At 74.2% G+C, this 26,627-nt stretch carries 24 protein-coding genes; 14 read left to right on the forward strand and 10 right to left on the reverse strand.

Annotated elements, in window-relative coordinates; translation table 11 throughout:
• Positions 1 to 20 precede the first annotated feature (20 nt).
• Positions 21 to 284 (forward strand): hypothetical protein, encoded by a 264-nt coding sequence (locus ACE1OA_RS27625; RefSeq protein WP_356601104.1) that lies wholly within the window; start codon positions 21 to 23, stop codon positions 282 to 284.
• A gap of 192 nt (positions 285 to 476) precedes the next feature.
• Here ACE1OA_RS27625 and ACE1OA_RS27630 read toward each other — a convergent pair whose 3' ends face one another.
• The 3 genes from ACE1OA_RS27630 to ACE1OA_RS27640 all read right to left on the reverse strand — a co-directional run bounded on the left by ACE1OA_RS27630 (position 477) and on the right by ACE1OA_RS27640 (position 3,547).
• Complete coding sequence (locus tag ACE1OA_RS27630; RefSeq protein WP_356601103.1) at positions 477 to 1,673, reverse strand: CaiB/BaiF CoA transferase family protein; 1,197 nt, start codon at positions 1,671 to 1,673, stop codon at positions 477 to 479.
• Between the two features lie 123 nt (positions 1,674 to 1,796).
• Entirely contained in the window at positions 1,797 to 2,612 is an 816-nt protein-coding gene (locus ACE1OA_RS27635) for an ABC transporter permease (protein WP_384869741.1), read from the reverse strand.
• A complete protein-coding gene (locus tag ACE1OA_RS27640) occupies positions 2,609 to 3,547 on the reverse strand; it encodes an ATP-binding cassette domain-containing protein (RefSeq protein WP_356778730.1) in 939 nt (312 codons plus the stop codon). Before ACE1OA_RS27640 ends, ACE1OA_RS27635 begins: the two co-directional genes overlap by 4 nt.
• Before the next feature lie 62 nt (positions 3,548 to 3,609).
• Between ACE1OA_RS27640 and ACE1OA_RS27645 the strand changes: the two genes are divergently transcribed.
• Positions 3,610 to 4,356, forward strand: a complete 747-nt coding sequence (locus ACE1OA_RS27645) for a TetR/AcrR family transcriptional regulator (RefSeq protein WP_386541889.1) — start codon at positions 3,610 to 3,612, stop codon at positions 4,354 to 4,356.
• Here the strand turns inward: ACE1OA_RS27645 and ACE1OA_RS27650 are convergent.
• Genes ACE1OA_RS27650 through hmgA form a run of 3 tightly spaced genes read right to left on the reverse strand, consistent with a single transcriptional unit; the run spans position 4,353 to position 7,712 of the window.
• Positions 4,353 to 5,564 carry a type ISP restriction/modification enzyme gene (locus ACE1OA_RS27650; protein ID WP_432753543.1) on the reverse strand — a complete coding sequence of 404 codons (1,212 nt, stop codon included), beginning with the start codon at positions 5,562 to 5,564 and terminating at the stop codon, positions 4,353 to 4,355. The two genes, ACE1OA_RS27645 and ACE1OA_RS27650, sit on opposite strands and share 4 nt — an antisense overlap.
• Positions 5,565 to 5,613: 49 nt before the next feature.
• Positions 5,614 to 6,366, reverse strand: coding sequence for a GntR family transcriptional regulator (locus tag ACE1OA_RS27655; protein ID WP_356601099.1), 753 nt, complete (start codon positions 6,364 to 6,366; stop codon positions 5,614 to 5,616).
• Between the two features lie 23 nt (positions 6,367 to 6,389).
• Positions 6,390 to 7,712, reverse strand: a complete 1,323-nt coding sequence (hmgA, locus tag ACE1OA_RS27660) for a homogentisate 1,2-dioxygenase (protein WP_356778728.1) — start codon at positions 7,710 to 7,712, stop codon at positions 6,390 to 6,392.
• A 153-nt stretch (positions 7,713 to 7,865) separates the two neighbouring features.
• Between hmgA and ACE1OA_RS27665 the strand changes: the two genes are divergently transcribed.
• The 10 genes from ACE1OA_RS27665 (at position 7,866) to ACE1OA_RS27710 (ending at position 21,750) form a co-directional block, all read left to right on the forward strand.
• Positions 7,866 to 10,142: a right-handed parallel beta-helix repeat-containing protein gene (locus ACE1OA_RS27665; protein ID WP_386541892.1), complete on the forward strand. Its 2,277-nt coding sequence runs from the start codon at positions 7,866 to 7,868 to the stop codon at positions 10,140 to 10,142.
• 302 nt (positions 10,143 to 10,444) lie between these two features.
• Complete coding sequence (locus ACE1OA_RS27670) at positions 10,445 to 11,233, forward strand: hypothetical protein (RefSeq protein WP_384869765.1); 789 nt, start codon at positions 10,445 to 10,447, stop codon at positions 11,231 to 11,233.
• Positions 11,230 to 12,519, forward strand: coding sequence for a hypothetical protein (locus tag ACE1OA_RS27675; RefSeq protein WP_432753544.1), 1,290 nt, complete (start codon positions 11,230 to 11,232; stop codon positions 12,517 to 12,519). The genes ACE1OA_RS27670 and ACE1OA_RS27675 overlap by 4 nt, the downstream gene beginning before the upstream one ends.
• A gap of 19 nt (positions 12,520 to 12,538) precedes the next feature.
• Entirely contained in the window at positions 12,539 to 13,180 is a 642-nt protein-coding gene (locus ACE1OA_RS27680; RefSeq protein WP_384869729.1) for a TetR family transcriptional regulator, read from the forward strand.
• 127 nt (positions 13,181 to 13,307) lie between these two features.
• Positions 13,308 to 15,527, forward strand: a complete 2,220-nt coding sequence (locus tag ACE1OA_RS27685; protein WP_432753545.1) for a molybdopterin oxidoreductase family protein — start codon at positions 13,308 to 13,310, stop codon at positions 15,525 to 15,527.
• A gap of 211 nt (positions 15,528 to 15,738) precedes the next feature.
• On the forward strand, positions 15,739 to 17,190 hold the full coding sequence (locus ACE1OA_RS27690) for a CitMHS family transporter (RefSeq protein ID WP_432753546.1): 1,452 nt from the start codon (positions 15,739 to 15,741) through the stop codon (positions 17,188 to 17,190).
• A gap of 229 nt (positions 17,191 to 17,419) precedes the next feature.
• Positions 17,420 to 18,280 (forward strand): hypothetical protein, encoded by an 861-nt coding sequence (locus tag ACE1OA_RS27695; protein ID WP_384869723.1) that lies wholly within the window; start codon positions 17,420 to 17,422, stop codon positions 18,278 to 18,280.
• A complete protein-coding gene (locus tag ACE1OA_RS27700; RefSeq protein ID WP_384869722.1) occupies positions 18,267 to 19,040 on the forward strand; it encodes a class F sortase in 774 nt (257 codons plus the stop codon). Before ACE1OA_RS27695 ends, ACE1OA_RS27700 begins: the two co-directional genes overlap by 14 nt.
• 218 nt (positions 19,041 to 19,258) lie before the next feature.
• A complete protein-coding gene (locus ACE1OA_RS27705; RefSeq protein WP_356601088.1) occupies positions 19,259 to 20,650 on the forward strand; it encodes an aldehyde dehydrogenase family protein in 1,392 nt (463 codons plus the stop codon).
• Positions 20,651 to 20,670: 20 nt separating this feature from the next.
• Positions 20,671 to 21,750, forward strand: coding sequence for a zinc-binding dehydrogenase (locus ACE1OA_RS27710; protein ID WP_356778718.1), 1,080 nt, complete (start codon positions 20,671 to 20,673; stop codon positions 21,748 to 21,750).
• Between the two features lie 198 nt (positions 21,751 to 21,948).
• On the opposite strand, the gene ACE1OA_RS27715 is transcribed toward ACE1OA_RS27710, so the two are convergent.
• The 4 genes from ACE1OA_RS27715 to ACE1OA_RS27730 form a co-directional block, all read right to left on the reverse strand.
• A complete protein-coding gene (locus ACE1OA_RS27715) occupies positions 21,949 to 22,464 on the reverse strand; it encodes a DinB family protein (protein WP_432753547.1) in 516 nt (171 codons plus the stop codon).
• Between the two features lie 40 nt (positions 22,465 to 22,504).
• On the reverse strand, positions 22,505 to 23,518 hold the full coding sequence (locus ACE1OA_RS27720) for a DMT family transporter (RefSeq protein ID WP_432753548.1): 1,014 nt from the start codon (positions 23,516 to 23,518) through the stop codon (positions 22,505 to 22,507).
• A 32-nt stretch (positions 23,519 to 23,550) separates the two neighbouring features.
• A complete protein-coding gene (locus ACE1OA_RS27725; RefSeq protein WP_384869717.1) occupies positions 23,551 to 24,246 on the reverse strand; it encodes an ArsR/SmtB family transcription factor in 696 nt (231 codons plus the stop codon).
• 136 nt (positions 24,247 to 24,382) lie between these two features.
• The gene (locus ACE1OA_RS27730) at positions 24,383 to 25,048 is read right to left on the reverse strand and encodes a TetR/AcrR family transcriptional regulator (RefSeq protein WP_384869715.1); all 666 of its coding nucleotides are present in this window, start codon (positions 25,046 to 25,048) and stop codon (positions 24,383 to 24,385) included.
• A gap of 74 nt (positions 25,049 to 25,122) precedes the next feature.
• Between ACE1OA_RS27730 and ACE1OA_RS27735 the strand changes: the two genes are divergently transcribed.
• Together ACE1OA_RS27735 and ACE1OA_RS27740 are read left to right on the forward strand one after the other, a co-directional pair.
• Positions 25,123 to 26,274, forward strand: coding sequence for an acyl-CoA dehydrogenase family protein (locus ACE1OA_RS27735; protein ID WP_432753549.1), 1,152 nt, complete (start codon positions 25,123 to 25,125; stop codon positions 26,272 to 26,274).
• A gap of 61 nt (positions 26,275 to 26,335) precedes the next feature.
• Entirely contained in the window at positions 26,336 to 26,623 is a 288-nt protein-coding gene (locus ACE1OA_RS27740; RefSeq protein WP_147977281.1) for a YiaA/YiaB family inner membrane protein, read from the forward strand.
• The last annotated feature ends 4 nt before the right edge of the window (positions 26,624 to 26,627 follow it).

Consider the following 26,627-nt stretch of genomic DNA (forward strand, 5'->3'; position numbering starts at 1 on the left):
TCGTTAGGGTGGGGAGTGACATGGAACAGATAGCAATGCGCAGCAGGCCGCGAGTGCCTGCCATCACCTGCGGTAGCAGCGCGACCAGTTCGCGGCTCGACCGTCATCTCGCGGTGCTCGGCGGCCCCGCCGTGCCGCAGCGCGAGGCGGCGGAGGCGACGCTGCTGATGCGCGAACTGACCGCACGCGACCGCACGCACAGCCGTCGCAGCAAGAGCGCGCGCGTCTCGCTCTTCGCCCCGCTGCGCCGCCTGCGCCGCTCGCTCTTCGGCAACCACGGCTGACGGGCCGGGACCGGTCGGACCGGGACGCCGCGTGCTCCTCGCACGCGCACCCCGCCCGCTCCTCGCTCGGCCCGACCGCCGGCCTCCGCCTCACCAGCATGATCGTGGGCATCTGTTCCGCCCCCGGGTCCCGCCCGGGAAGCCGGCGGAACAGATGAACGCACCCGGCGGCGCCGCCTCCCCCGGCGTCCGTCAGGCCACCACGCCCCGCTCGCGCAGCTCCCGCAGCTCGTCCTCGGCGACCCCCAGCTCCCCGAGCACCTTCGCGGTGTCCTCGCCCAGTGCCGGGATGCGGCCCATGCGCGGCTCCGGCCCGTCCGGGAACGTCACCGGCGGGAGCAGCGCACGCAGGGACCCGACCGGCGAGTCCACGGAACGCCAGCGGTCCCGCGCCGCGAGCTGCGGGTGTTCCGCCAGGTCCGCGACGGTGTTGAGCCGCGCGCAGGCGATGCCTGCCGCCTCCAGCCGCGCCAGCGCCTCCGCCGCGTCGAGCGGCGCCAGCGCCGCCGCGACAGCCTCGTCGGTCCTGCCGCGGCCGGCCACCCGCGCCGTGTTCGTGGCGAACCCGGGGTCGTCCGCGAGCTCCGGCCGCTCCAGCACCCGTTCGGCGAGCCGCCGCCATTCCCGGTCGTTCTGCACGGACAGCAGCACCAGGCTCCCGTCCGCGGTCGGGTAGGCGTCGTAGGGCGCGATGACGGCGTGCGCCAGACCCGTACGCGCCGGGGCCGTGCCCCCGTGCATCACATGGTGCAGAGGGTGACCCATCCACTCGGCCAGCGCGTCCAGGAGCGAGACCTCCACCGGGCCGCCGCGTCCGGTGGTGCCGCGCCGGACCAGCGCGGCGAGGACGCCCGTGTACGCGTACATCCCGGCCGCGATGTCGGCCGCCGGGACACCCGACTTGACCGGCTGGTCCGGCGTCCCGGTCACCGACACGAGCCCCGCCTCGCACTGGACGAGCATGTCGTAGGCCCGCTTGTCCGCGTACGGTCCGCCCGGTCCGTACCCCGAGACGTCGACCGCGATCAGCCGCGGATGCGCGGCGCACAGGGTGGCGGCGTCCAGGCCGAGCCGGGCCGCCGCGCCCTGGGCCAGGTTCTGCACGAACACGTCGGCCCCGGCGACCAGCCGCCGGACCAGGGCGAGCCCCCGCGGATCCTTGAGATCGACCGCGACCGACTCCTTGCCCCGGTTGCACCAGACGAAGTGCGAGGCGAGTCCGCCGGCCGCGGTGTCGTACCCGCGGGCGAAGTCGCCGCCGTCCGGGCGCTCGATCTTGACGACCCGGGCGCCGAGGTCGGCCAGCTGGCGGGTGGCGAAGGGGGCGGCCACGGCCTGCTCGACCGCGACGACCGTGATCCCCTCCAAGGGGAGTGGCTGAGTGCTCATGGAAGCCCTGCCTACCCTGCGGGTGCCGCCGTTGTCACCTGCCGACCGTTCCTCGGTCACCCGGCGCGGACCGGCGCCCGCGCGGGGCGGGCGCGGCTCACCCGGCGGCCGCCCCGCACCGGCTCACCCGCGCGCGTACCGGCGTACGGCGGGCGGCGCGAAGAGGGCGATCAGGAGCAGGGACCAGAGCACCGCCCCGGCTACCGGATGCGCCACCGGCCAGGCGGCGTCCGTGGGTGCGGACGCGTTGCCGAAGAGCTCGCGGACCGCCGTCGTCACCGCCGAGATCGGGTTCCACTCGGCCACCGTGCGGAGCCATCCCGGCAGACCCTCGGTCGGGATGTACGCGTTGGACAGGAGCGGCAGCATGAACGAGGCGCTGCCGAGCTGGCCGGCGGCCTCCTCGCTGCGCGAGGCGAGGCCCAGCAGGATGCCCGCCCAGGTCGTCGCGAAGCGGAAGAGGAGCAGCAGCCCGAAGGCGCCGAGCGCCTCCCAGGCCGTCCCCTCGATCCGCCAGCCCATCGCCAGCCCGGTCAGCAGCAGGGGCACCATGCCGACCGCGCTGACGAGCACGTCCGCGAGCGCCTGGCCGAGCGGCACCGCGGCCCGGCTCATCGGAAGGGTCCGGAAGCGGTCCATCACTCCCCGGTGGGCGTCCTGCGCGGCCTGCATCATGCCGGTCATGAGGCCGCCGGCCGCCGTCGCCACGAGGAGGCCCGGCACCAGGAAGGCGCGGTAGTCGGCGCCGGGCATCGCGAGCGCGCTGCCGAAGACGTACCCGAAGAACAGGAGGAAGACGATCGGCATCGTCTGGGTGAGGACGACGATCGCCGGGGCGTGCCGGACCCGACGCAGGTGCCGGCCGAGCATCGCCGACCCGTCGGCCAGTGCCGCCCGCGCGGACGGCGCCTCCGTCCCGCCCGGGACCCATACGCTCATGCCGCGAGCTCCTTCCGGTGCGTGAGGCGCAGGAACACCTCGTCGAGGGTGGGCGGACGCAGGCTCGCGTCGACGATCCCGACGCCGGCCGCGTCCACCGCGCGGACGAGCCGCGGCAGGGTGAGCGTGACGTCCGTGGTCACCACGCCGACCGTGCGGCGCTCGGGGTCCAGCACCGGCGCGGAGCCGGTGAGCTGGTCCAGGACGGCGGCCGCGGCGGTGAGCAGGGCGGGGTCGGCGACGACCACCTCCGCGCGGTTGCCGATCGCGGCCTTCAGTTCGGCCGGGGTGCCCCGGTGGGCGGCCCGGCCCTCGTCGATCAGCACGATGTCGTCGGCGAGCTGGTCGGCCTCCTCCAGGTACTGGGTGGTGAGCAGCACGGTCGTCCCCTGGGACGCCAACCCCCGTACGGCGTCCCAGATCCCGTTCCGGCTGTGCGGGTCGAGCCCGGTGGTGGGCTCGTCGAGGAAGAGGACCCGGGGCGGCACGAGGAGGCTCGCGGCCAGGTCCAGCCGGCGGCGCATGCCGCCCGAGTAGGTCCGGGCGGGCCGCCCGGCGGCCTCGGCCAGGCCGAACCGCTCCAGGAGCTCGTCGGCGCGGGCGCGCGGGGCGCGCAGCAGCCGGGCGAAGAGTCGCAGGTTCTCGGCGCCCGTGAGGTCGCCGTCGACCGAGACGTGCTGCCCGGTGACCGCGATGCGCCGGCGCACTCCCGCCGGGTCCCGGACGACGTCGTGCCCGGCGACCCGCGCGCTGCCCCCGTCGGGGGCGACCAGGGTGGTCAACACCCGTACGGCGGTGGACTTGCCCGCGCCGTTCGGGCCGAGGACGCCGCAGACCGTGCCTTCCGGGACCGCCAGATCGAGCCCGCGCAGGGCATGGACCTCCCCATAGCGCTTCTGCAGACCTTCACTAAGTACAGCGTACGTAGTAGTCATGGCCTGACCATACCCCACTACGTACGGCGTACGTAACTACGATGGAGGCGAGGTGATGATCCATGGCGGGCCGAGCGGCCGAACCCGAAGTGATCTGGGCGCGCCCCGAGCGCGCGGGTCGCGGCCCCAGGCCGACGTACAGCCGTGCCGACATCGTGGCCGCGGCGGTGCGCATCGCCGACGCCGACGGCATCGACGCGGTCTCGATGCGCCGGATCGCGGCCGAGGTCGGCTGCGGCACGATGTCGCTCTACAACTACGTGCCGCGCAAGGAGGATCTGTACGAGCTGATGGTCGACGCCGTCAGCGCGGAGTACGACCTGCCCGACCCGCCGAGCGGCGACTGGCGGGCCGACATGCTCGCCGTGGGCCGCCAGGCCCGGGCGATCCTGCGCCGCCACCCCTGGGTGATCCGGCTGATGACGACCGCGTACGCCTTCGGCCCCCAGGCCCTGCGCTTCCTGGAGGGATGCCTCGCGTGCCTGGACGGGCTCGACCTCCCCGGCGGCACCAAGATGGAGCTGATCGCGACGGTCAACGGCACCGTGATGACGATCGTCGCCAACGAACTCGCCCTCGCCGAGCGGGCCCGGGGTCTGCCCTGGTCCGAGGAACAGGAACAGGCCGTGCGCGGCGCCTACCTGATGGGACGGCTCGCCGAGGGCGGCCACCCGCGGCTGGCCGCGGTCCTGAGCGAGTCCGGCGGCGCGCCGCTCGACCCCGAGGAGATCTTCGAACGCACGCTGGGGCGGGCGCTCGACTCGTTCGTGGTGGGTCAGGTCCTCGAAGACCGCCCGGACAGGACCTAGAGCAGCGCGAACTGGCCCTCCGGGCCTTCCTCCTGATGGTCCAGGACGGACGCCGGGCGGCGCGCCGCCGCCGGTACCGGGAGCACCCCGGCCGACCGGAGCTCCGCCCGGGTCGTGCCCGGGTGCGCGGCGAGCGCCGCACGCTCCGGCTCCCGCTGGGCCAGCAGCGCGAGCACCGTGATCAGCTCCAGCAGCTCCGAGGTCCACTCCTGGGGCCAGGCCGCCGGGCCCATCGCCTCCAGGCTGCCCGGCTCGGCCTGCGCCGTACGGCGCGCGAACCACTGCTCCAGCATCCGCGCGCCCGACACGTGGAAGTCCCACGCCTCGGCGGGCACGGGGGAGATCCGACCCTCGCCCAGCTGCAGGGTCTCCCCGTCCGCGTCGTACGCCACCGTGGCGGGCCGGGCCGGGAGGGGCGCCCGCACGTAGGGCCGACGCCCGCCCGGCAGCCGCGGCTTCTCGCCGCCGTGCGCGCCGCGCAGCTGGATGTCCGTGAGGCGCCGCCCGAGCTTCACGCCCGAGCGCCACACGTCGGGGTCGCGCGGCAGCGGCACCCGGCACCCGGCGGGGGAGGGGAGCGCCGCCGCCACCACCCAGGCCGCCAGGTCCGCGGCCGTGACGGCCTGCCCGTACCACTCGCACAGCAGGGGCAGCAGGCCGGGCGTGACGTTGGGCTCCAGGCCGCCGGGGCGGCGGAACAGGGGGCGGATCCGGCCCGGCCGTCCGGCCGGCGAGCGGCCGTCGGGCACCGCGGCGGTCACCAGCAACGCGGGCCCGGCGGCCCCCGGCACGTGACCCTGCTCGACGACGAACAGCTGGGAGGCGTCGGCGACCCGCCACAGCTCGGGCCGGGCGCTGTCGATCAGCCGGTGGTCGGGGAGCAGCCACTGTTCGTCGAAGGGCCCGTGGGCGAGGCGTACGGGTGCGGGGCAGGGGCCGTCCTCGCGGGCGAACCGGCCGGTGCCGGTGCGCTGACCCGGCAGCGCCGCCACCGAACTCGCCGTCGTACGCGCCCTGCTGGGTCGGAACAGCTCCTCCCGCTCCTCCCCACGGGCGGCCACCAGCCGCTCCCAGCGGGCCCGCAGCGTGCGGACGTCGGGCGCCACGATCCAGGACCGCCCGAGCCGCAGCGGTGCCACGGACCAGGGCATGAGCTCGTCGAGCAGCGGCATGTCGTCGAGCCGCGGGTCTTCGGTCACGCCCCGCATGCTAGGGGCTGTCATGCCGGTCGTGCCGGGCCCGTGGTGCGTCCGCCGCTCAGTGTTGGGCCTCGACCGTGACCGTGAAGGAGAAGCGGTCGCCGCGGTAGCGGATCCGGGCCACGTCCACGACCCGGCCGTCCTCGTCGTACGTCACGCCCGTGTAGTGCAGGATCGGCGACAGCAGCGGCACCTGGAGCAGCGCCGCCGTCTCCGGGTCCGCGAGCCGGGCCTCGACCGTGTCCGTGATGCGGCTGATCCGGACACCCACCACGTCCCGCAGCACCTTCGTCATCGGCCAGCGTTCCAGGTCCGCCGGATCCACCGCGGCCGCCAGCTCGGGCCGCACGGCGTTCTCCGCCCAGTTGGTGGGTTCGCCGCTCTCGCCGTCGCAGCGCAGCCGCCGGTACGCGACCACCTCCGGCAGGTCCGGGAAGTACTCGGCCAGCTCTCCCGGCACCGGCTCGGTGCCGTGACCGAGCACCGTCGTCCGCTCGCCCGACTGCTGGGCCACGATCGCGTCGATCGAGCCGAGCAGCCGGCGAGGGCTCGAACGACGGGCGCCCGGCTCGATGAACGTGCCGCGCCTCCGGTGCCTGCTGATCAGCCCCTCCTCCTCCAGCTCCTTGAGGGCCTGGCGCATGGTCAGCACGCTGACGCCGTAGTGCGTCGCGAGCTGCTCCTCGGTGGGCAGCCGCAGGGAGGCGTCGGGCGTGCGGCCGAGTATGGACGCGCGCAGGGACTGCGAGACCTGGTACCAGAGCGGCAGCTTGCGGTTCAGGACCAGCGAGTCGGGGGCGAAGGCGGTCACGGCGTTCTCCGTACTACGGCGTACTACGACCGGAAGTGGCGCTCAAGACCCTGCCACACGTCGTCGTACCCCTTCTGCAGATGGTCGGCGTTCGCCGCCTGCGCGGTGGCCGTGACGGGCCAGCGGGTCTCGAACATGAAGGCCAGGCCGTCGTCGATCTTCTGCGGCTTCAGCTTGGCGGCGCTCGCCCGGTCGAAGGTCTCCCGGTCCGGGCCGTGCGCGGACATCATGTTGTGCAGCGAACCGCCGCCGGGCACGAAGCCCTCCGCCTTCGCGTCGTAGGCGCCCTCGATCAGGCCCATGTACTCGCTCATCACGTTGCGGTGGAAGTACGGCGGGCGGAAGGTGTCCTCGCCCACCAGCCAGCGTGGGGCGAAGACCACGAAGTCGACGCCCGCCAGGCCGGGGGTGTCGGACGGCGACGTGAGCACCGTGAAGATCGACGGGTCCGGGTGGTCGTACGAGATCGTCCCGATGACGTTGAAACGGTGCAGGTCGTAGACGTAGGGCGTGTGGTTGCCGTGCCAGGCGACGACGTCCAGCGGGGAGTGGGTGTAGGTCGCCGACCAGAGGTTGCCGCAGTACTTGTTGACGACCTCGACCGGGCCCTCGACGTCCTCGTAGGCGGCGACCGGCGCGCGGAAGTCGCGGGCGTTGGCCAGGCCGTTGGCGCCGATCGGGCCGAGGTCGGGGAGCTGGAAGGGGGCTCCGTAGTTCTCGCAGACGTAGCCGCGGGCGCTCTCGTCGAGCAGGTCGACGCGGAAGCGGACGCCGCGCGGGATCAGCGCGATCTCTCCCGGGCGGACGGCGAGCAGCCCGAGCTCCGTGCGCAGGAGGAGGCCACCGCGCTCCGGCACGATCAGCAGCTCGCCGTCGGCGTCGCTGAACACCCGGTCCATGGAGGCGTTGGCGTGGTAGAGGTGCACGGCCATGCCGGTCCGCTGGGTCGTGTCGCCGTTGCCGCCGAGCGTCCACAGGCCGGCCAGGAAGTCGGTGCCGGGCGCGGGGTCGGGCAGCGGGTTCCAGCGCAGCCGGTTCGGGTCGGGGACGGCCTCGGTGAAGGGGGCGGACCGCAGCGCGCCGTTGTCGGTCCGGGTGAACGGCGGGTGCGCGGCCGACGGGCGGATCCGGTACAGCCACGAGCGGCGGTTGTGGGCGCGCGGCTCGGTGAACGCGCTGCCGCTCAGCTGCTCGGCGTACAGGCCCAGCGGCGCGCGCTGCGGCGAGTTCCGCCCGTGCGGCAGTGCGCCCGGTACCGCCTCCGAGCCGTGCTCGTTGCCGAAACCGGTGCTGTACGCCAGCGACTCGGCCGTCTTTCTCGCCTGCGCTGTGGTCTCCGTGGTCATCGCCCGCTCCTGTCCTGAGCCCGCAAGGGAATCCTATGGATGACCGTAGGATTCCGCGACCGCTCGCGTCAACGGGATCCCGGCAGGTCTCGATTCGACGTGGTGCGTGCACGGGGGGTTCCAAAAGATGAACATTGCTCTACTCTCACGCCCATGTCGTGGACCCGCAGGCTCCTTGTCGCGCTCTCGGTCGTTCTCGCGGCGCTCGCCGCCGCGCTCGTCACCGCCCCCGGGGCCCTGGCCCACGAGGAGCGGCCCGTCACCTTCCCCGACGGCTCCGGCAGCGTGCCGGTGCTGCGCACGGGGGAGCCCGATCTCCTGGTCTGCAAGACCGACCGGGCCGACTTCGCACGCCGGACGGCCGGCTTCCCGGCCGATCTCAGGGCCCGGAACCAGGCCCTCTTCGAACGCTGCGCCCGCAGCGGATACCGCCACCTCCAGCAGGCCGTCGACGCCGTCGACCGCCCCGGCATGACGATCGCCGTCCTGCCCGGCCTGTACGAGGAGGAGCCCTCCCTCGCCCCGCCGGCCGGCGCCTGCGCCTCGCTGAAGGCGCCCAAGTCGGCGCTCGGCTACCAGATCCTGTCGTACGAGCAGCAGAAGCAGTGCCCCCACAACCAGAACCTGGTCGCGATCCTCGGCAAGAAGAACCTCCAGATCGAGGGCACCGGAGCGTCACGCCTCGACGTCGTCGTGGACGCGAAGTACGCCAAGCTCAACGCCATCCGGGCCGACGAGTCGGACGGGATCTACTTCCGCAACTTCACCGCGCAGCGCACCACCTTCAACTCGCTGTACGTGCTCGCGGGCGACGGCTTCGTCATCGACGACGTCCTGACCCGGTGGAACGACGAGTACGGCTTCCTCACCTTCGCCTCCGACCACGGCCTGTACAAGAACTGCGAGTCCTACGGCAACGGCGACTCCGGCATCTACCCCGGCTCGGCCTCCGACATCAACGACGGCCGCGGCTACGACGTCCCGCGCCACTCGATCGAGATCACCGGCTGCCGCAGCCACCACAACATGGTCGGCTACTCCGGCACGGCCGGGGACTCCGTCTACGTCCACGACAACGAGTTCGACCACAACATGGGCGGCGCCTCCATGGACTCCGCCTTCCCCGGCCACCCCGGACTCCCGCAGAACCACGCCCGCTTCGAGCGCAACCTGATCCACGACAACAACCAGAACTACTACCGGTACGTCGCCGACGGCACCTGCGCCAAGCCGCCGGTGGAGCGCGGCTACGAGCAGGGCGTCGTCTGCCCGCAGATCTCCATGCCGCCCGGCACCGGCATCATCACCGCGGGCGGCAACTGGAACCTCTACGAGAACAACTGGGTCTACGGGCACCAGCGCGCCGCCTTCTTCCTCAGCGCCGTCCCCGCCTTCATCCGCGGCGAGTCGGCGTGGGGCAAGCAGACCGACACCTCCCACCACAACCGCTACGCCGGGAACCGACTGGGCGTCGACGCGTCCGGCGCCTCCCGCCCCAACCGCACGGACGTGTGGTGGGACGGCCAGGGCGGCGGCAACTGCTGGCAGGCCGACGCGGAGGTCTCCACCCCGGGCTCGCTGCCCGAGTGCGGAGCGCGCTGGGGCGAGGTCTCCGGGAACACCGGCCGGCTGGTCGGCGAACCGGTCAAGATCGCCCAGCTGCTGGTCTGCGCCGACTACAACGTCCAGGCGCGGCGGCTGCCGGCCGGCTGCGACTGGTACGGCGCCCGCGGCGTCCAGCGCGTCGAGACCCAGCTGGCCCTGGCCTGTTCGCTCGTCCTGGCGCTGGTGGGCGGCATCCTGTGGTGGCGCCGGCTGCGCGGCAGCCGGCTCGCCGGCACGGCGACCCTGCTGGGCCTCGCGGGCCTGGTCCTGGACGTGGCCGGGTCGACCCTGCGGCTCGCCCCGGGCCCGCTGCCCGCGTTGGCACTGCTCCTGATCGGCGCCTGGTGGGTCGGCGTGGGCCTCGCCCTGCGCCCCACGCGCCCCGCCTTCGCCTGGACCACGCTCGCCCTCGGCGCCCTCACGCTCCTCGACGCCTTCGACAAGGCCGTCCTGATGATCCCCTGGATCCCGCTCAGCCCGGCCTGGCTGCGTGCGCTCCTCGCGGTGGTGTGGGTGCTCTGGGCCGTGATCGCCGCGGGCCGCACCACGAGCCCCGCCCCGGACGGCGGTACGGAACGGGAAGGCGGTACGGCCCCGGAAGGCGGTACGGCACGGGGCACCGCGGCCCCGGACACCGAGGCGGCCGACACGGTGGCGACGGGCGCAACGGTTCCGGGCGCGGCGGTCTCGGGCCCCGCGAACCCCGCACAGCCCAGCGCGGCGGCACCCTCCTCGCCGGGCTCCGCGCAGACCACCGCGGCGAACCCGGCCACCGAGCCCCCCGAGCGGCCGGGAACGGATCTCCCGGCCGGAGGTGCGGCGTGAGGACCGGAACGACGCCACGCACAGGCGGCGACGCCGACCCCGCCCACGGCGCCGCCCCCGTCGACTCGGCCCGCGGCGATTCCACGGGGGACCCCGCCCGCGGCGCCGACACGCCCGACCCCGCCGGCGCCGCCCCCGTCGAATCAGCCCACGGCGCCCGGCGCACCGGGTCCGGCAGGCGCACCGGGTCCGCCCGGCGTGCCCGGCCCGGCGACCGTACGGCGTCGCGCCCCGCCGCGACCCGCGGCACGGCAACGCGCCCTGCCGCCTCCCGCGGCGCCGCGTCGCGGCCCGGCGCCTCCGTGGCCGTCGTCCTCGCCGTCGTCCTGACCGCCCTTCTCGCCGGCGGCTGCGGCGGGCGGGCCACGACCCACCACAAGCCGGGGACCACTCATCAGGAGGCGACCGGGAGCAGCGGCACGCTGCTCGCGGCGAAGGACGAGTCCGGACACCGGCTGCGGGAGGTGCCGGCCGCCGGTGCCCCCGCCGTGCGGGTCGAGGCGCGGCCCGACTCCGAGGGCGGCTGGAACATCCACCTCACCGTGGAGAGGTTCCGCTTCACCCCGGAGAGCGTCGGCGGCGCCGCCATACCGGGCCGGGGGCACGCCCGGCTCCTCGTCGACGGACGCGAGACCGCCCGCCTCTACGGCCCGTGGCACCACGTCCCGGCCGGCGCCCGCACCCTGACCGTCCGCCTCCACGCGGACGACCACACCGTCTGGGCCGTCGCCGGGAAGCCCGTGGAGGCCACCCTCCGCCCGGGCGCCGCAGCCGCCCCCCTGCCGACGGCGGCGTCCTCGGCTCCGTCCCCCTCTCCGACCGCCGACCCCGGCCGTACCGTCGCCATCACCGTCACCGGCACCTCCGTCCGGCCCCGCCCCTCCCGCGTCGAGCTGAAGAAGGGCGACCGCCTCACCCTCCGCGTCACCGCCGACCGCGCCGACACCCTGCACGTCCACGGCTACGACCGCGAACTCGCCCTCCAGCCGGGCCGGCCGGGGACGATCAGCCTGACCGTCGACCGCACCGGCCTCTTCGACGTCGAGACCCACGAGTCCGGACTCGTACTGACCCAACTCGTCGTCCGGTGACCGCCGCCACCCCCGTCCCCTTCCTGCCGCTCGCCCACGGCGTCGGCTCCCGGCACGACCTCCCGCTCTCGCCCTTCTACGCCTACGCCGGCGCCTTCGCCGCGCTCTTCGTCTCCTTCCTCGCCCTCGGCCTCCTCTGGTCCGCCTCCCGTTTCCGGGGGGCGGCCGCCGGCCGCCCCCTGCCCGCCGCCGTCCAGCGCGTCGCCGACGCCCGGGCCACCCGCGTCGCCCTGCGCGCGCTCGGCCTCGCCGCCGCCGTCACCGTCCTGCTGCACCTCCTCCTCGGCCCCGACGACCCCGAGCGCAATCCCGCGCCCGGCGCCGTCTACGTCCTGCTCTGGGTCGGACTCGTCCCCGCCTCCCTTCTCCTCGGCCCCGTCTGGCGCCTCCTCAACCCGCTGCGCGCCGTCCACTCCCTGCTGCCCGCACCCCGCACCCCACGGCCCCTGCCCGCCGCCGTCGGCATCCGCCCCGCCGCCGCCGGCCTCCTCCTCTTCGCCTGGCTCGAACTCGCCGCCCCCGAACCGGCGGCCACCCCCACCCTGCTGGCCTTCCTCGCCGTGTACGCGGCCGTGCAGCTCCTCGGCGCGGCCCGCCACGGCGCCCGCTGGTTCGCCCACGCCGACCCCTTCGAGGTCTACTCCTCCCTCCTCGCCCGGCTCTCCCCGCTCGGCCGCCGCGCCGACGGCCGGCTCGTCCTGCGCTCGCCCTTCGACGGCCTGGACTCCACCCCCCAGACCCCCGGCCTGGTCGCCTGCGTCTGCGTCCTCCTCGGCTCCACCGCCTACGACGGCCTGTCCGACCACCCTCGCTGGCTCACCGCTCTCCAGACCTCCCCCCTCGGTCCGACCGTCACCGCCACCCTCGGCCTGCTCGCCACCGTCGCCCTCGTCGCCGCCCTCTACGGCATCTGCGCCGGCGCCCTGCGCCTGATGACCCGCTCGCTGACCCACCCCCTCACCGCCTTCGCCCACTCCCTCCTGCCGATCGCCCTCGGCTATCTCGTCGCCCACTACTTCACACTCCTCGTGACCGAAGGGCCACGTACCGTCATGATGGCAGCGGGCACTGACAACGCCCTCGCCCCGGACCCGCCCCTCGCCCCCGGCGGCCTCGCGACCCTCCAGGTCGCCGCCATCGTCACCGGCCACGTCCTCGGTGTCGTCGCCGCCCACGACCGCTCGGTCCGCCTCTTCCCGCCCGCCCGGGCGGTGGCGGGCCAACTGCCGCTGTTCGCGCTGATGATCGCGTACACCCTCGGCGGTATCGGACTGCTCATCGCCTGACCCCGAGCGGAGCGGCATCATGGTCCCCGTGCCCCAGCCCCGCCCGACCCACCCGCCCACACCGCCCGCCCTGCGCCGCACCCCCGTCCAGCAGCGCAGCGCCGAGCGGCTCACCCGGATCCTCGACGCCTGCGCCGAACTCCTCGACGAGACCGGCTACGAACAGCTCAGCACCCGGGCCGTCGCCGTCCGGGCGGGCGTCCCCATCGGCTCCGTCTACCGCTTCTTCGGCAACAAGCGCGCCCTGGCCGCCGCCCTCGCCCACCGCAACCTCGACCGCTACGCCGAGCGGATCACCGCCCGGTTCGCCGCGCTCCCGGCGATCGACGCCCGCCGGGCCATCGACACCGTGCTCGACGAGTACATCGCCATGAAGCGGACCGTGCCCGGCTTCGCCCTGGTCGACTTCGGGGTGCCGGCACCCGGCGAGGCCGGCGACGACGACCCGAACCACCTGGTCGCCGGCCGGCTCTGCGAGCTGCTGGCCGCCCCGCTCGCCCGGGCCGACGACGAGGTCCTGCGCCGCAAGATCCTCGTCGGGGTCGAGGCCACCGACGCGCTGCTCCAACTCGCCTTCCGCACCGACCCGTCCGGCGATCCCGCCCTCATCGCCGAGACCCGCGCCCTCCTCCACGCGTACCTGGCGCCCGCTCTGTCCTGAGGTATCCGGGCCCGGCTCCTGCCGATCTAGGCCGGACGATGTCCGCTGCCCGCGGCCAGACCCTCCCCATCATCCCTACCGGTCGGTATGCTCGGCGCAGCCCGTCGCCGCCCCAGGGGAGACCGCCATGCCCGACGCCAGGTCCGACGCCACCTCCAACGCCCTGCGCATCTGTCCGCTGTGCGAAGCCACCTGCGGGCTGACCCTGACCCTGTCCGGTACCCGGGTCACCGGCGCCCGCGGCGACCGCGACGACGTCTTCAGCCAGGGCTTCATCTGCCCCAAGGGGGCCTCCTTCGGCGAGGTCGACGCGGACCCGGACCGGCTCAGGACCCCCCTCGTCCGTACCGACGGCGTCCTGCGGGAGGCCACCTGGACCGAGGCGTTCGACCTCATAGCCGCCCGCGTCCGTCCCCTCGTCGAGGAGTACGGACCGGACTCCGTGGGCATCGTCCTGGGCAACCCGAACGTGCACACCATGGCCGGGGCGCTCTACCCGCCCCTGCTGATCGGCGCCCTGCGCACGCGCAACCTCTTCACGGCCTCCACGCTCGACCAGATGCCCAAGCACGTCTCCAGCGGGCTGCTGTTCGGCGACCCCTTCGCCATCCCCGTGCCCGACCTGGACCGGACCGCGCACCTGCTCATGCTGGGTGCCAACCCGCTCGACTCCAACGGCAGCCTGTGCACCGCCCCCGACTTCCCCGGCCGGCTCAAGGCGCTGCGCCGGCGCGGGGGCACCCTCACCGTCGTCGACCCGCGCCGTACCCGTACCGCCGCGCTCGCCGACCGGCACATCGCGATCCGTCCCGGTGCCGACGCGCTCTTCCTCGCCGCGCTCGCCCACACCCTCTTCGAGGAGGACCTCACCGACCTCGGCGCCCTCGCCGCCCACGTCGAGGGTGTCGAAGAGGTGCGCGCGGCGGTACGGGAGTTCACCCCCGAGGCCGTCGCCGACGCCTGCGACCTGGACCCCGCCACGATCCGCGACGTCGCCCGCGAACTCGCCGCCGCCCCCTCGGCCGCCGTCTACGGACGGATGGGCAGCTCCACCGTCGAGTACGGCACCCTCGCCAACTGGCTCGTCGACGTCCTCAACATCCTCACCGGCAACCTCGACCGCGCCGGCGGCGCCCTCTTCCCGCTCTCCGCGACCGCCCCCGCGCCCCGCCCCGCGGGCCCCGGGCGGGGCTTCGCGCTCGGCCGCTGGAGCAGCCGGGTCTCCGGTCACCCCGAGGCCAAGGGTGAACTCCCCACGGCCGCGCTCGCCGAGGAGATCGAGACCCCGGGCGAGGGCCGCATCCGTGCCGTGATCACGATCGCCGCCAACCCGGTGCTGTCCGCGCCCGACGGGCGGCGCCTCGACGAGGCCCTGGACGCCCTCGACTTCATGGTCGCCGTCGACCCGTACCTCAACGAGACCACGCGGCACGCCGACGTGGTGCTGCCCCCGCCGCCGCCCTCGCAGAGCGCCCACTTCGACTTCGCCTTCAACGGGTTGGCCATCCGCAACCAGGCCCGCTTCACCCCGGCCGCCGTCCCGCTGGACGAGGGCCGCATGGACGAGTGCGAGATCCACGCCCGGCTGATCCTCGCCGTCTCCGGCATGCACGGCGCCCCGCCGTCGGCCGTCGACGACCTCGCCGTCGACACCGCGCTCGCCAAGGCCGTCACCCAGCGGCACTCCCCGCTGTACGGGGCCGATCCCGGCGAGCAGGCGCGGCTGCTCTCCGGCGGTACCGGCCCCGAGCGCCGCCTCGACCTGATGCTCCGCCTCGGCCCGTACGACATCGGGCTGGACGATCTCCGCGCGGCGCCGCACGGCGTCGACCTCGGCCCGCTGGAGCCGCGGGTCCCGCAGGTCCTCAAGACCCGCAGCGGGCGGATCGAGCTGCTGCCCGCGCCGATCGCCGCCGACCTGCCCCGGCTGCGGGCCGCCCTGGACGCCGGCCGGGACGCGCTCGTCCTGGTGGGCCGCCGTCACCTGCGCTCCAACAACAGCTGGCTGCACAACGTCCCGTCCCTCAACGGCGGCTCGAACCGGTGCACCCTCCAGGTCCACCCGGCCGATGCCGACCGTCTGGGCCTCGCGGACGGCAAGCCCGCCCGGATCTCCTCCGCGGGCGGCGCGCTGGACGTCGAGGTGGAGGTCACGGACGCGGTGCGGCGCGGGGTGGTCAGCCTCCCGCACGGCTGGGGGCACGACCGCCCGGGCACCCGGCTCACGGTCGCGGCCGGCCGCCCCGGCGTGAACGTGAACCAGCTGCTCGACGGCTCCCGGCTGGACCCGCTCTCGGGCACCGCCGTGCTCAACGGCTTCCCCGTGGACGTGGCGCCCCTGCCGTGACCTCCCCGGTCCCGCCGGTGCCGCGCCAGGGGCTGTCCCGTCATCCCCGGTGGGATCTGCCGGACCCCCGCTCCGACCTGGTTCTTTTGCTCGTATTGCTCACGCGTCAAGACCTTGTTGGCGGCTGAAGAGGGCACCTAACGTCATCGCGACCACCGCTCCGGCGAACCCTCCCCGGTGCGAGTTCGACGGTGAACGTGAGGTGCCCTCGATGCTGACCATCCTCGGCTTCGCCATGATCGCGACCTTCCTGGTCCTGATCATGATGAAGAAGATGTCGCCGATCGCGGCGCTCGTCCTGATACCGGCGCTCTTCTGCGTCCTCGTGGGGCAGGGGGCCCAGCTCGGCGACTACGTCATCGACGGCGTCGGCAAGCTCGCGCCGACGGCCGCGATGCTGATGTTCGCCATCGTCTACTTCGGCGTGATGATCGACGTCGGGCTCTTCGACCCGATCGTCCGGGGCATCCTGCGCTTCTGCAAGGCCGATCCGGTGCGCGTCGTCGTCGGTACGGCGATGCTGGCCGCGATCGTCTCGCTCGACGGCGACGGCTCCACGACCTTCATGATCACCGTCTCGGCGATGTACCCGCTCTACAAGCGGCTCGGCATGAGCATGGTCGTCATGACCGGGGTCGCGGCGACGGCCAACGGCGTCATGAACACGCTCCCCTGGGGCGGCCCCACCGCCCGCGCCGCCACCGCGCTGAAGGTCGACGCCGCCGACATCTTCGTCCCGATGATCCCGGCGCTCGGCGCGGGCCTGCTCTTCGTCCTGGTGCTGGCGTACGTCCTCGGCCGCCGCGAGCGCCGCCGGATCGGCTACCTCAGCCTGGACGACGCCCTGGCCCCCGAGTCCGCGACCGCGCTCGTCGCGGCGGGCGGCGCTACCGCGAAGGGCGCCGGCAGTGCGAAGTCCGCCGGCAGTGCGGGTGCGGGCGGTGGGGGAACGGGTGCCGGTACCGTTCCGCCGACCGGCGGCGGCTCCGACGCCGCCGCCGCGGATGACGACGACGAGGCGTTCCGCGGCCTCGACCCGAACCGGCCGACCCTGCGCCCGCGGCTGTACTGGTTCAATGCCGCGCTCACCGTCGTCCTGCTCACCGCGATGATCCTCGAACTGCTGCCGATCCCGGTCCTGTTCCTGATCGGCGCCGCCCTGGCGCTCACGGTCAACTATCCGCAGCCGGCGGCCCAGAAGGCCCGGCTCGCCGCCCACGCCGACAACGTCCTCAACGTCGCCGGTATGGTCTTCGCCGCCGCCGTCTTCACCGGTGTCCTCACCGGAACCGGCATGGTCGGGCACATGGCCGACTGGCTCGTCGGGGCCATCCCGGAGGGGATGGGGCCGCACATGGCCCTGGTCACGGGCGTCCTCAGCCTTCCGCTCACCTACTTCATGTCGAACGACGGCTTCTACTTCGGCGTCCTGCCGGTGCTGGCCGAGGCCGGCGCCGCGCACGGGGTCTCCCCGCTGGAGATCGCCCGCGCCTCGATCGTCGGCCAGGCCCTGCACATGTCGAGCCCGCTCGTCCCGGCGGTGTACGTCCTGGTCGGCATGGCGAAGGTCGAGTTCGGCGACCACACCCGCTTCACGGTCAAGTGGGCCGCCCTCACCTCCCTCGTCGTGCTGGCCGCGGCGTTCCTGTTCGGGATCGTCTGAGGCCCGTCCGGTCGTCCGCGGCGTCGTGTGCCCGCCCGGGATCACGAGGAGCTGAAGGGGCGTCTCCCGGATCCCGCCGGGCGCGCGGGGGCGGGCGGCCCCAGGACCGATGGGGTGAAGATCGGAGGGTGACGCGGCGCTGCCGCCCCCTTCCGCCTCCCTGTCGCCACAGATAGTCAGATTATCTGCCGAATTGTCTGGCATCGTCGCGACCGGGAGGAACCCCTTCATGACCGTCCTGACCGTCCGTCCGCTGCTGTCCACCGCCCTCGCCGCCCTCGCCGCCGGCGGCGTGCTGTGGACCGGCGCCCCCACCGCCGACGCCGTCGTCGGGGACAGCGGTGACCTCAAGATCCAACGCGTGGGCACCGACCCCGACAGCCGCGCCGACCACACCCGGGTCTGCCAGTTCCACCTCGCCGCCTTCAACTTCGAGACGCTCCGCGAGGTCGACTGGGAGATCGCGCCCCAGCCCCGGGTCGGCGCCGCGACCTCCGGGGGCCGCATCATGCTCCGCGGCGGCATGGGACACACCGCCGACCTGGCCCTGCCCGAGGGCCGGTACCAGCTCACCTGGACCTTCGACGGCGCCGTCGAGACCGGCCCTGCGAAGGACTTCCGGGTCGACTGCGCCGGTGACCTGACCAACCCTCAGCCCAACGGTGCCGGAGCCGGCGGAGGCAGCGGTGACAGCGGCGGCGGCGAAGCCGACGACGGCGCCCCGGGCCCGAACGGAAGCGCCTGGAGTGGCGACGGCGGTGACGGCGGCGGGGAAGGTGCGGAGCCGGACAGCGCCGGAGCCGACGGCGGGAGGGGTGCGGAAGCCCCCTCCGGCCCCGGCGCCGGAGGGGGTGACGGCGTCCGGGGGAGCGGTGCCGACGAGGCGGTCGGCACGGCGCGGCGTGCCGACCGCGGCGACGCCCGCCCGCCGCACGGCCCGGTCGGCGCCGGCGGCGGTGGCAGCGCCGAGGTCGCCGCGGACGACGACTCCGCCTTCGGCGCCGGGTCGGCCCTCGCCGCCGGGCTCGCGGGTACGGCCGTGCTGATCCTCGTCCGCCGGTCGCGGCGCCGCACCGATGGCACCGCGTAGATCCCGCTCCGCGCGCAGGCGGCGGCGCCGACTCCGGCTCCTGCGGACCGTCGTGGGAGCCCTCTCCCTGACCGTCGGCGGGGTCTGGTGGGCGCAGGGCGGGGAACCTCCCGACCCGTCGGCGAACGCCGCCCCGGCCGTGGACGGGCGGCGCGCCGGTGACGGGCCGGCGGCCCACCCCGGCCCGCCGGCGGCCGCACCCGCCGTCCGGCCGCCGACGGGACCGAAGCCGGCGGTGAGACCGAAGTCGCCGGCGCGCCCGCCGCACCCGCCCAGGCCGTCCCCCGCGCCGCTGCCCCCCTCGCGCGCGACCCGCCTGGCCATTCCGGCGATCACGATCGAGGCACCGGTGCGCGGCATCGGCCTGGACCGGTCCGGAAGGCTGGGCTCCCCACCGGTCGACAACCCGCGCGTCGTCGGCTGGTACGCCCGTGGTGCCACGCCGGGGGAGCGCGGCACGGCCGTCTTCGTCGGGCACCGCGACACCCTGACGGGACCGGCCATCTTCCTCAACCTCGACTCGCTGACCACCGGCCACACCATCCGGGTCGCGCGGGCGGACGGCCGTGTCGCCGTCTTCACGGTCGACAAGGTCCGCACCTACACCAAGGCCGCGTTCCCCGACACGGAGGTGTACGGCTCCACGGGCCGGCCGGAACTCCGGCTGCTCACGTGCGGGGGAGCGTACTCGCCCAAGACCGGGTACGAGGCGAACATCGTCGTCTTCGCCCATCTCACCGACGTCGCCCGCCGGATCTGACCGGAGGCGGCATCAAGACGGAGTCCTCCGGGGCCGCCCGGCGGGCGCGCGTCCACCCGGCGGGCCCGCGCCCCGCGGCGCGAGCCCGCCGGTCCCGGTACCCCGGGGCGGCCGGTGTGGGATGCGTGACAGCGGGTGCGGCCGACCCTGGCGCCAGAAAACTAACAGCGCTAGTTTGGGTCTGGACGACGAACCGGCCGGCCCCAAGGAGACAGTCGATGAAGGCCCACGACGCGATGTACATCGGCGGAGCATGGCGCGCAGCCTCCTCCTCCGACACCATCCCGGTGATCAACCCCGCGGACGAGCAGGTCATCGGGCACGTCCCGGCCGGGACCGCCGAGGACGTGGACACCGCCGTACGGGCCGCCCGCGCCGCCTTCCCCGGCTGGGCCGCCACCGCGCCCGCCGAGCGGGCGGCCGGCATCGCGGCCCTCCGCGACGCGCTCGCGGCCCGCGCGGAGGAGATCGCCGCAACGGTCACCGCCGAGCTCGGTGCCCCGCCCCAGCTCGCGGCCGCCGTCCACACCGGACTGCCGATCGCCGTCGCCGGCTCGTTCGCCGAGCTCGCCGCCACCCACCCCTTCGAGGAGAAGGTCGGCAACTCCACGGTCTACGCCGAGCCCGTCGGCGTGGTCGGCGCGATCACCCCGTGGAACTACCCGCTCCACCAGATCGTCGCCAAGGTCGCGCCCGCGCTCGCCGCCGGCTGCACCGTCGTGCTCAAGCCCGCCGAGGACACCCCGCTGACCGCCCAGCTCTTCGCCGAGGCCGTCCACGAGGCGGGGCTGCCGGCCGGAGTCTTCAACCTGGTCACGGGTCTCGGCCCGGTCGCGGGTCAGGCGCTCGCCGAACACCCCGACGTGGACCTGGTCTCCTTCACCGGCTCCACCGCCGTGGGCCGGCAGATCGGCGCCACCGCGGGCGGCGCCGTCAAGCGGGTCGCCCTGGAGCTCGGCGGCAAGTCCGCCAACGTCATCCTGCCCTCCGCCGACCTGGGCAAGGCCGTCGCCGTCGGCATCGCGAACGTCATGTCCAACTCCGGCCAGACGTGCAGCGCCTGGACCCGCATGCTGGTGCACACCGACCGGTACGACGAGGCCGTGGCGCTCGCCGCCGAGGCCGTCGCCAAGTACGTGCCGGGCGAGCGCGTCGGCCCCCTCGTCAACGCCAGGCAGCAGCAGCGCGTCCGCGGCTACATCGAGAAGGGCGTGGCCGAAGGCGCGCGGATCGTCGCCGGCGGCCCCGAGGCCCCGAAGGAGACCGGCTACTACGTCTCCCCGACCGTGTTCGCCGACGTCACGCCGCAGATGACCATCGCCCAGGAGGAGATCTTCGGCCCGGTCGTCTCGATCCTGCGCTACCAGGACGAGGAGGAGGCCCTCGCCATCGCCAACGGCACCGTCTACGGCCTCGCGGGCGCCGTCTGGGGCGACCAGGAGGCCGCCGTGGCCTTCGCGCGGCGCATGGACACCGGCCAGGTCGACATCAACGGCGGACGCTTCAACCCGCTGGCCCCGTTCGGCGGTTACAAGCAGTCGGGTGTCGGGCGCGAGCTGGGTGCGCACGGCCTGGCCGAGTACCTCCAGACCAAGTCCCTCCAGTTCTGAAACCCCGAGGAGTCAAGAGCGTGATCCGCGCCGCCGTCCTGACCGCCGTCGGCTCTCCCCTGGAGATCACCGGCATCGAACTCCCCGAACCCGGCCCCGGCCGGGTGAAGGTGCGCCTGGCCGCGGCCGGGGTGTGTCACTCCGACCTGTCCCTGTCGAACGGCACCATGAAGGTGCCCGTTCCGGCGGTACTCGGCCACGAGGGCGCCGGCACCGTCGTCGCCGTCGGCGAGGGCGTCGCCCATGTCGCCGTCGGCGACCACGTCGTCCTCAACTGGGCCCCGTCCTGCGGCGCCTGCCACCACTGCTCGATCGGCGAGGTCTGGCTCTGCGCCGACGCCCTCAAGGGCTCGGCCGCGGTGCACGCGGTCGCCGAGGACGGCACCACGCTGCATCCCGGGCTCAACGTCGGGGCCTTCGCGGAGGAGACCGTGGTGCCCGCGAACTGCGTGCTGCCCGCGCCCGACGGCGTCCCCCTCACGGAGGCGGCCCTCCTCGGCTGCGCCGTCCTCACCGGCTGGGGCGCGATCCACCACTCGGCGCGGGTCCGGCAGGGGGAGTCCGTCGTCGTCTTCGGCGTCGGCGGCGTGGGCCTGGCCACGCTGCAGGCCGCCCGGATCGCCGGCGCCGGGCCGATCGTCGCGGTCGACGTGTCGCCCGAGAAGGAGGAGCTCGCCCGGGCCGCCGGGGCCACCGACTACCTGGTCGCCTCGGACACGACGGCCCGGGAGGTCCGCAAGCTGACGGGGGGCCAGGGCGCCGACGTGGCCGTCGAGTGCGTGGGCCGCGCCGTCACCATCCGTACCGCCTGGGACTCCACGCGGCGGGGCGGGCGCACCACCGTCGTCGGTATCGGCGGCAAGGACCAGCAGGTGACGTTCCACGCCCTGGAGATCTTCCACTGGGGCCGCACGCTGTCCGGCTGCGTCTACGGCAACTCCAACCCGGCCGAGGACCTGCCGGTCCTCGCCGAGCACATCCGGGCGGGCCGGTTCGACCTGTCCACGCTCGTCACCGAGCGGATCACGCTGGACGGCATCCCGGGCGCCTTCGCCAACATGGTCGCGGGCAAGGGCGGCCGGGCGCTGGTCGTCTTCTAGGGCCCTGTCCTGAGCCGGGCCCTGTCCGGGTCTCGGCCTTGTCCGGGTCCGGGCCCTCCGCGGTCCCGGTCCCGGTCCCGGCCTCGTCCCGGTCCCGGACCCGTCCCGGACCCGTCCCGGACCGGTCCCGGGGTGGGGTCCCGTCGATTGCGCCGCGCAGGCGGCGCGGCCGACGGGACACCGGCGTTCGGACAGACCTCAGACGCCCGTCCGGCCGTCGACGAGCTCGCGCACGATGTCGAGGTGGCCGTTGTGGCGGGAGGTCTCCTCGACGAGATGGAGGATCACCCAGCGGAGGTCCACGTGCCGGCCGTCCCGGAGGGGGCGCACGGCCTTCGCGTCCAGGTCGTGGTCGGCCAGCAGGCGACGGTGACGGGCGCTCTGCTCCTCGTACTCGGTGAGGAGGCGGGGCAGCGGGATGTCGACCGCGGTTCGCATCTCCGGGTCGGGGTCCTCGTCGGTCGCCTCCGTGAGCGGCCCCTCGGGTTCCTCCCCCAGGAACACCACCTGGACCCAGTGGTGCTCGACCCATCGCAGATGGCTGATCAACCCGCTGATCGTCATCAGCGGTGAGCCCGGGAGCGGTGCCTTGCGGGCGTCCTCCGCGGAGACCCCCTCGCATTTGGCTCGTGCCGTGTCACGGGCGTAGTCGAGGAAGGTGGACAGCTGTGTGCGCTCGTCCCAGCTGGGCGGCGTATCGGTTCGTCGAGTCATCGCAGGGAGTGTCCCGCGGCTCGGTGGGGGCGTCGAGCGATTAACGAGCGGAGCCCGCCGTGCCCTTGCCGGACGCGTCGCCCACGGGGGTGGCGGACGAGGCGGTCTCCACGGTGTCCACCGCGCCCGGGGCGTCCACCGTGCCGGTGACCGCCACGGCGGGCTCGGCGTCCGCCGTCTTCGGGCGGGAACGCGAGACGGCCACACCCGCCAGGCACAGCACACCGCCCGCGAGGGTCAGGAGGCCCGGCAGCTCGCCCAGGAGCGCCCACGCCATGACCACCACCAGCGCCGGCACGGCGTACGTCGTCGCGCCCATCCGCCCCGCCGTCGTGCGGGCCAGCGCGTAGGCCCAGGTCGTGAAGGCCAGCGCGGTCGGGAAGACGCCGAGGTAGACCATGTTCAGGGTGGCCGACACCGGCGCCTCACCCAGCTCGCCGATCAGCTGCCAGGAGAAGGGCAGGCACACCACCGTGCCGATGAGGCAGCCGAAGGTCGTGACCTGCAGGGCGGTGGCGTGCGCGAGCGCCGGCTTCTGGGCGACGACACCGGCGGCGTACGTGACGGCGGCGACCAGGCAGAGCACGACGCCGAGCACCGAGGCGTGCCCCTTGCCCGACATCGACAGACCCACGGCCACCGCGCCCGCGAAGGACACGCCCATGCCGGCGATCAGCCGGGGCGGCAGCTTCTCGCCGAGGAACCGGGCGCCGAGCAGGGCGATCAGCAGGGGGCCGATGTTGACGACCATCGCGGCCGTGCCCGCGTCCACCTCCTGCTCGCCCCAGTTGAGCGCCACCATGTAGCCGCCGAACCAGAGCAGTCCCGAGACGAGGATTCCCGGCCAGGCCCCGCGGGACGGCAGTCCCTCCCGCCGGACCAGCAGCACGAGAACGAGGACGAGCGAACCGGCGACGAGCCGGCCGAGCGCGAGGGCGCCGGGGGAGTACGCGGCTCCGGCGCTGCGGATGGAGACGAAGGCGGAGGCCCACAGGACGACGGAGACGCCGGCGGCGGCGAGGGCCGACCGGGAGGTGGTGCGGGAGTTCGTCATGGGGTGACGGTAGGCCGTGAACGGTTCGGTCTTCACCTAATTTCCAAGGGGCTTACTCCCAGGGCTTGTCGGAGCGCCTCCTCGCCCTCGGGCGTCACCTTCACGGCCCGTTCGGACCCGATCCGCACGCACCAGCCGCGGTCGAGCGCGTGACGGCACAGCGCCGCGCCCGCGAGCCCCGCGAGGTGCGGTCGCCGCTCGGTCAGGTCGAGACAGCCGCGGGCGACGGGCCGGCGTCCGGCGGTGGCGAGCGTGATCCCCAGATCCGCGAACCACGTCATGCCGCGGTCGGTGAGCGCGAACCCGGTGTCCTGCCGCAGCAGCCCGCGCGCGGTCATCGCCTCGGTGACGACGATCCCGAGCCGCCCCGCGAGATGGTCGTAGCAGGTACGGCCCCGGGCCATGGCCCGCCCCGCGCTCGCGGCCCGCAGCGTCCGCGGCGGCTCCGGGGCGGCGGGTTCAGCGCGGGCGGCGAGGTCCTCCACGAGCTGGGCGATTTCCGGATCGGCGAGGCGGACGTACCGGTGTCGGCCCTGGCGCTCCTCCGCGAGCACCCCGCCCGCGACGAGCTTGCCCAGGTGTTCGCTCGTGGTGGAGGCGGCCACGCCCGCGTGGCGGGCGAGCTCGCCCGCCGTCCAGGCCCGTCCGTCGAGCAGGGCGAGCAGGAACGCGGCGCGGGTCTCGTCGGCGATCAGGGCCGCGAGGGCGGCGAGGTCTCTGGGAGCCATGGAACCAGGGTCCCGCACGGTCGCTTCGGCCCCGGCCGAACGGTCCCGCCGCCGTGCGCCGCGGACCACCGGGCGTCTCCCCCGCGTCGCGCGGGCGCCCCGTCCCGCCCTCCCGCGCCGCCGGGCCGGCCCGGCTTCAGGTCCCGCGGACCGCCCAGGCGCCGCGGATCCCCGCCTCGTACTGGATCGCCAACCCGTCGAGCAGCGCGCGCAGCCCGGTCTCGAACGCCCCCTCGTCGACCTTCTGGCGGTGCTCCGCCAGGAGGTGCGCCTGGCCGAGGTGCGGATAGTCGGCCGGGTCGTACGCGGTCTCGTCGTCGACGAAGCCGCGGGCGAAGGAGCCGAGCGCCGAGCCGGTGACGAAGTACCGCATCAGCGCGCCGATGGAGGTCGCCTGGGCCGGCGGCCAGCCGGCCCGGACCATGGCGCCGAAGACCGCGTCGGCCACCCGCAGGCCCGCCGGGCGGCGGCCCGGGCCCCGCGCGAGCACGGGGACGATGTGCGGATGGTCGGCCAGGGCGGCCCGGTAGGAGCGGGCCCAGTCGTACAGCGCGGTCCGCCAGTCGCGGCCGTCGTCCTCGTCGAACATCGACAGGTCGATCTTCGCGCTGACCGCGTCGGCGACGGCGTCGAGGATCTCGTCCTTCGTGCGGAAGTGGTTGTAGAGCGAGGGGCCGCTCACGCCCAGTTCGGCCGCGAGCCGCCGGGTGGAGAGGGCGGCGAGACCTTCCGCGTCCACGAGCGCGCTCGCCGTCTCGACGATCCGGTCTCTGCTGAGGAGGGGCTTGCGCGGTCGGGCCATGGCCCACATAGTAGGCCCGTACACCAGAAACTAGCAGTGCTAATTAAAGCCCGCGATCGAAGGTCGGTGCCGCAGTGAACCTGGAGCTCAGCGAGGAGCAGGAAGCCGTCCGGCGGCTCGCCGAGGACTTCGTCGCACGCGAGGTCGCCCCGCACGTCGTCGCCTGGGACCGCGGCGAGAGCGTCGACCGCTCGATCGTGAAGAAGCTCGGCGCCGTCGGCTTCCTCGGGCTCACGATCCCGGAGGAGTACGGCGGCTCCGGCGGCGACCATCTCTCCTACTGCCTGGTCACCGAGGAGCTCGGGCGAGGCGACTCCTCCGTGCGCGGCATCGTCTCGGTCTCCCTCGGCCTGGTCGCCAAGACGATCGCCGCCTGGGGCGACGAGGAGCAGAAGCGCCGCTGGCTGCCCCCGCTCGCCTCGGGCGACGCCATCGGCTGCTTCGGCCTCACCGAGCCCGGCACGGGGTCCGACGCCGGAAGCCTGGCGACCAGGGCGGTCCGCGACGGGGACGGCTACGTCGTGAACGGCACGAAGATGTTCATCACCAACGGCACCTGGGCCGACGTCGTGCTGCTCTTCGCCCGGACCGACGACACCCCCGGTCACAAGGGCGTCTCCGCCTTCCTCGTCCCCACGGACACCCCCGGCCTCACCCGTCGCACCATCCACGGAAAGCTCGGTCTGCGCGGCCAGGCCACCGCCGAGCTGGTCCTGGAGGACGTCCGCGTCCCGGCCGCGGCCATGCTCGGTCCCGAGGGCAAGGGCTTCTCGATCGCCATGTCCGCCCTCGCCAAGGGCCGGATGTCGGTCGCGGCGGGCTGTGTCGGCATCGCGCAGGCGGCGCTCGACGCCGCCGTCCGCTACGCGGGGGAGCGCGAGCAGTTCGGCAAGCCCATCGCCTCCCACCAGCTGGTGCAGGAGCTGATCAGCGACATCGCCGTGGACGTCGACGCGGCCCGGCTGCTGACCTGGCGGGTCGCCGACCTGGTCGACCGGGGCGAGGAGTTCGCCACGGCCGCGTCGAAGGCGAAGCTGTACGCCTCGGAGGCCGCGGTGCGCTGTGCCAACAACGCCCTCCAGGTCTTCGGCGGCTACGGCTACATCGACGAGTACCCGGTCGGGAAGCTCCTGCGCGACGCCCGGGTGATGACGCTCTACGAGGGCACCAGCCAGATCCAGAAGCTGATCATCGGGCGGGCCCTGACGGGGGTCTCCGCCTTCTGAGTACCGGGATGAGTAGCCGAGCGGATGTGGCCCCCGGCACATCCGCCGGATGCTGTCGGGCATGAGTGAGACACCGGTCAAGCAGCAGAACACGGCCGCCTACCACATGCAGGCCGTCATCTCCTTCGGACTCGCCCTCACGGCGGTGGCCGTCGGGATCTACAAGCTCGAAGCGGACGCCTGGGTGCGGTCCTTCCTCGCCATCGCGGTCCTCTACCTGACGACCTCGGCCTTCACGCTCGCCAAGGTCGTCCGCGACCGCCAGGAGGTCGGCCAGATCGTCAGCCGGGTCGACCAGGCCCGCCTGGAGAAGCTCCTCGCCGAGCACGACCCCTTCCAGAAGCTCTGACGCC

The sequence above is a fragment of the Streptomyces sp. JL2001 genome (genome assembly GCF_050917515.1).
GTDB lineage: Bacteria > Actinomycetota > Actinomycetes > Streptomycetales > Streptomycetaceae > Streptomyces.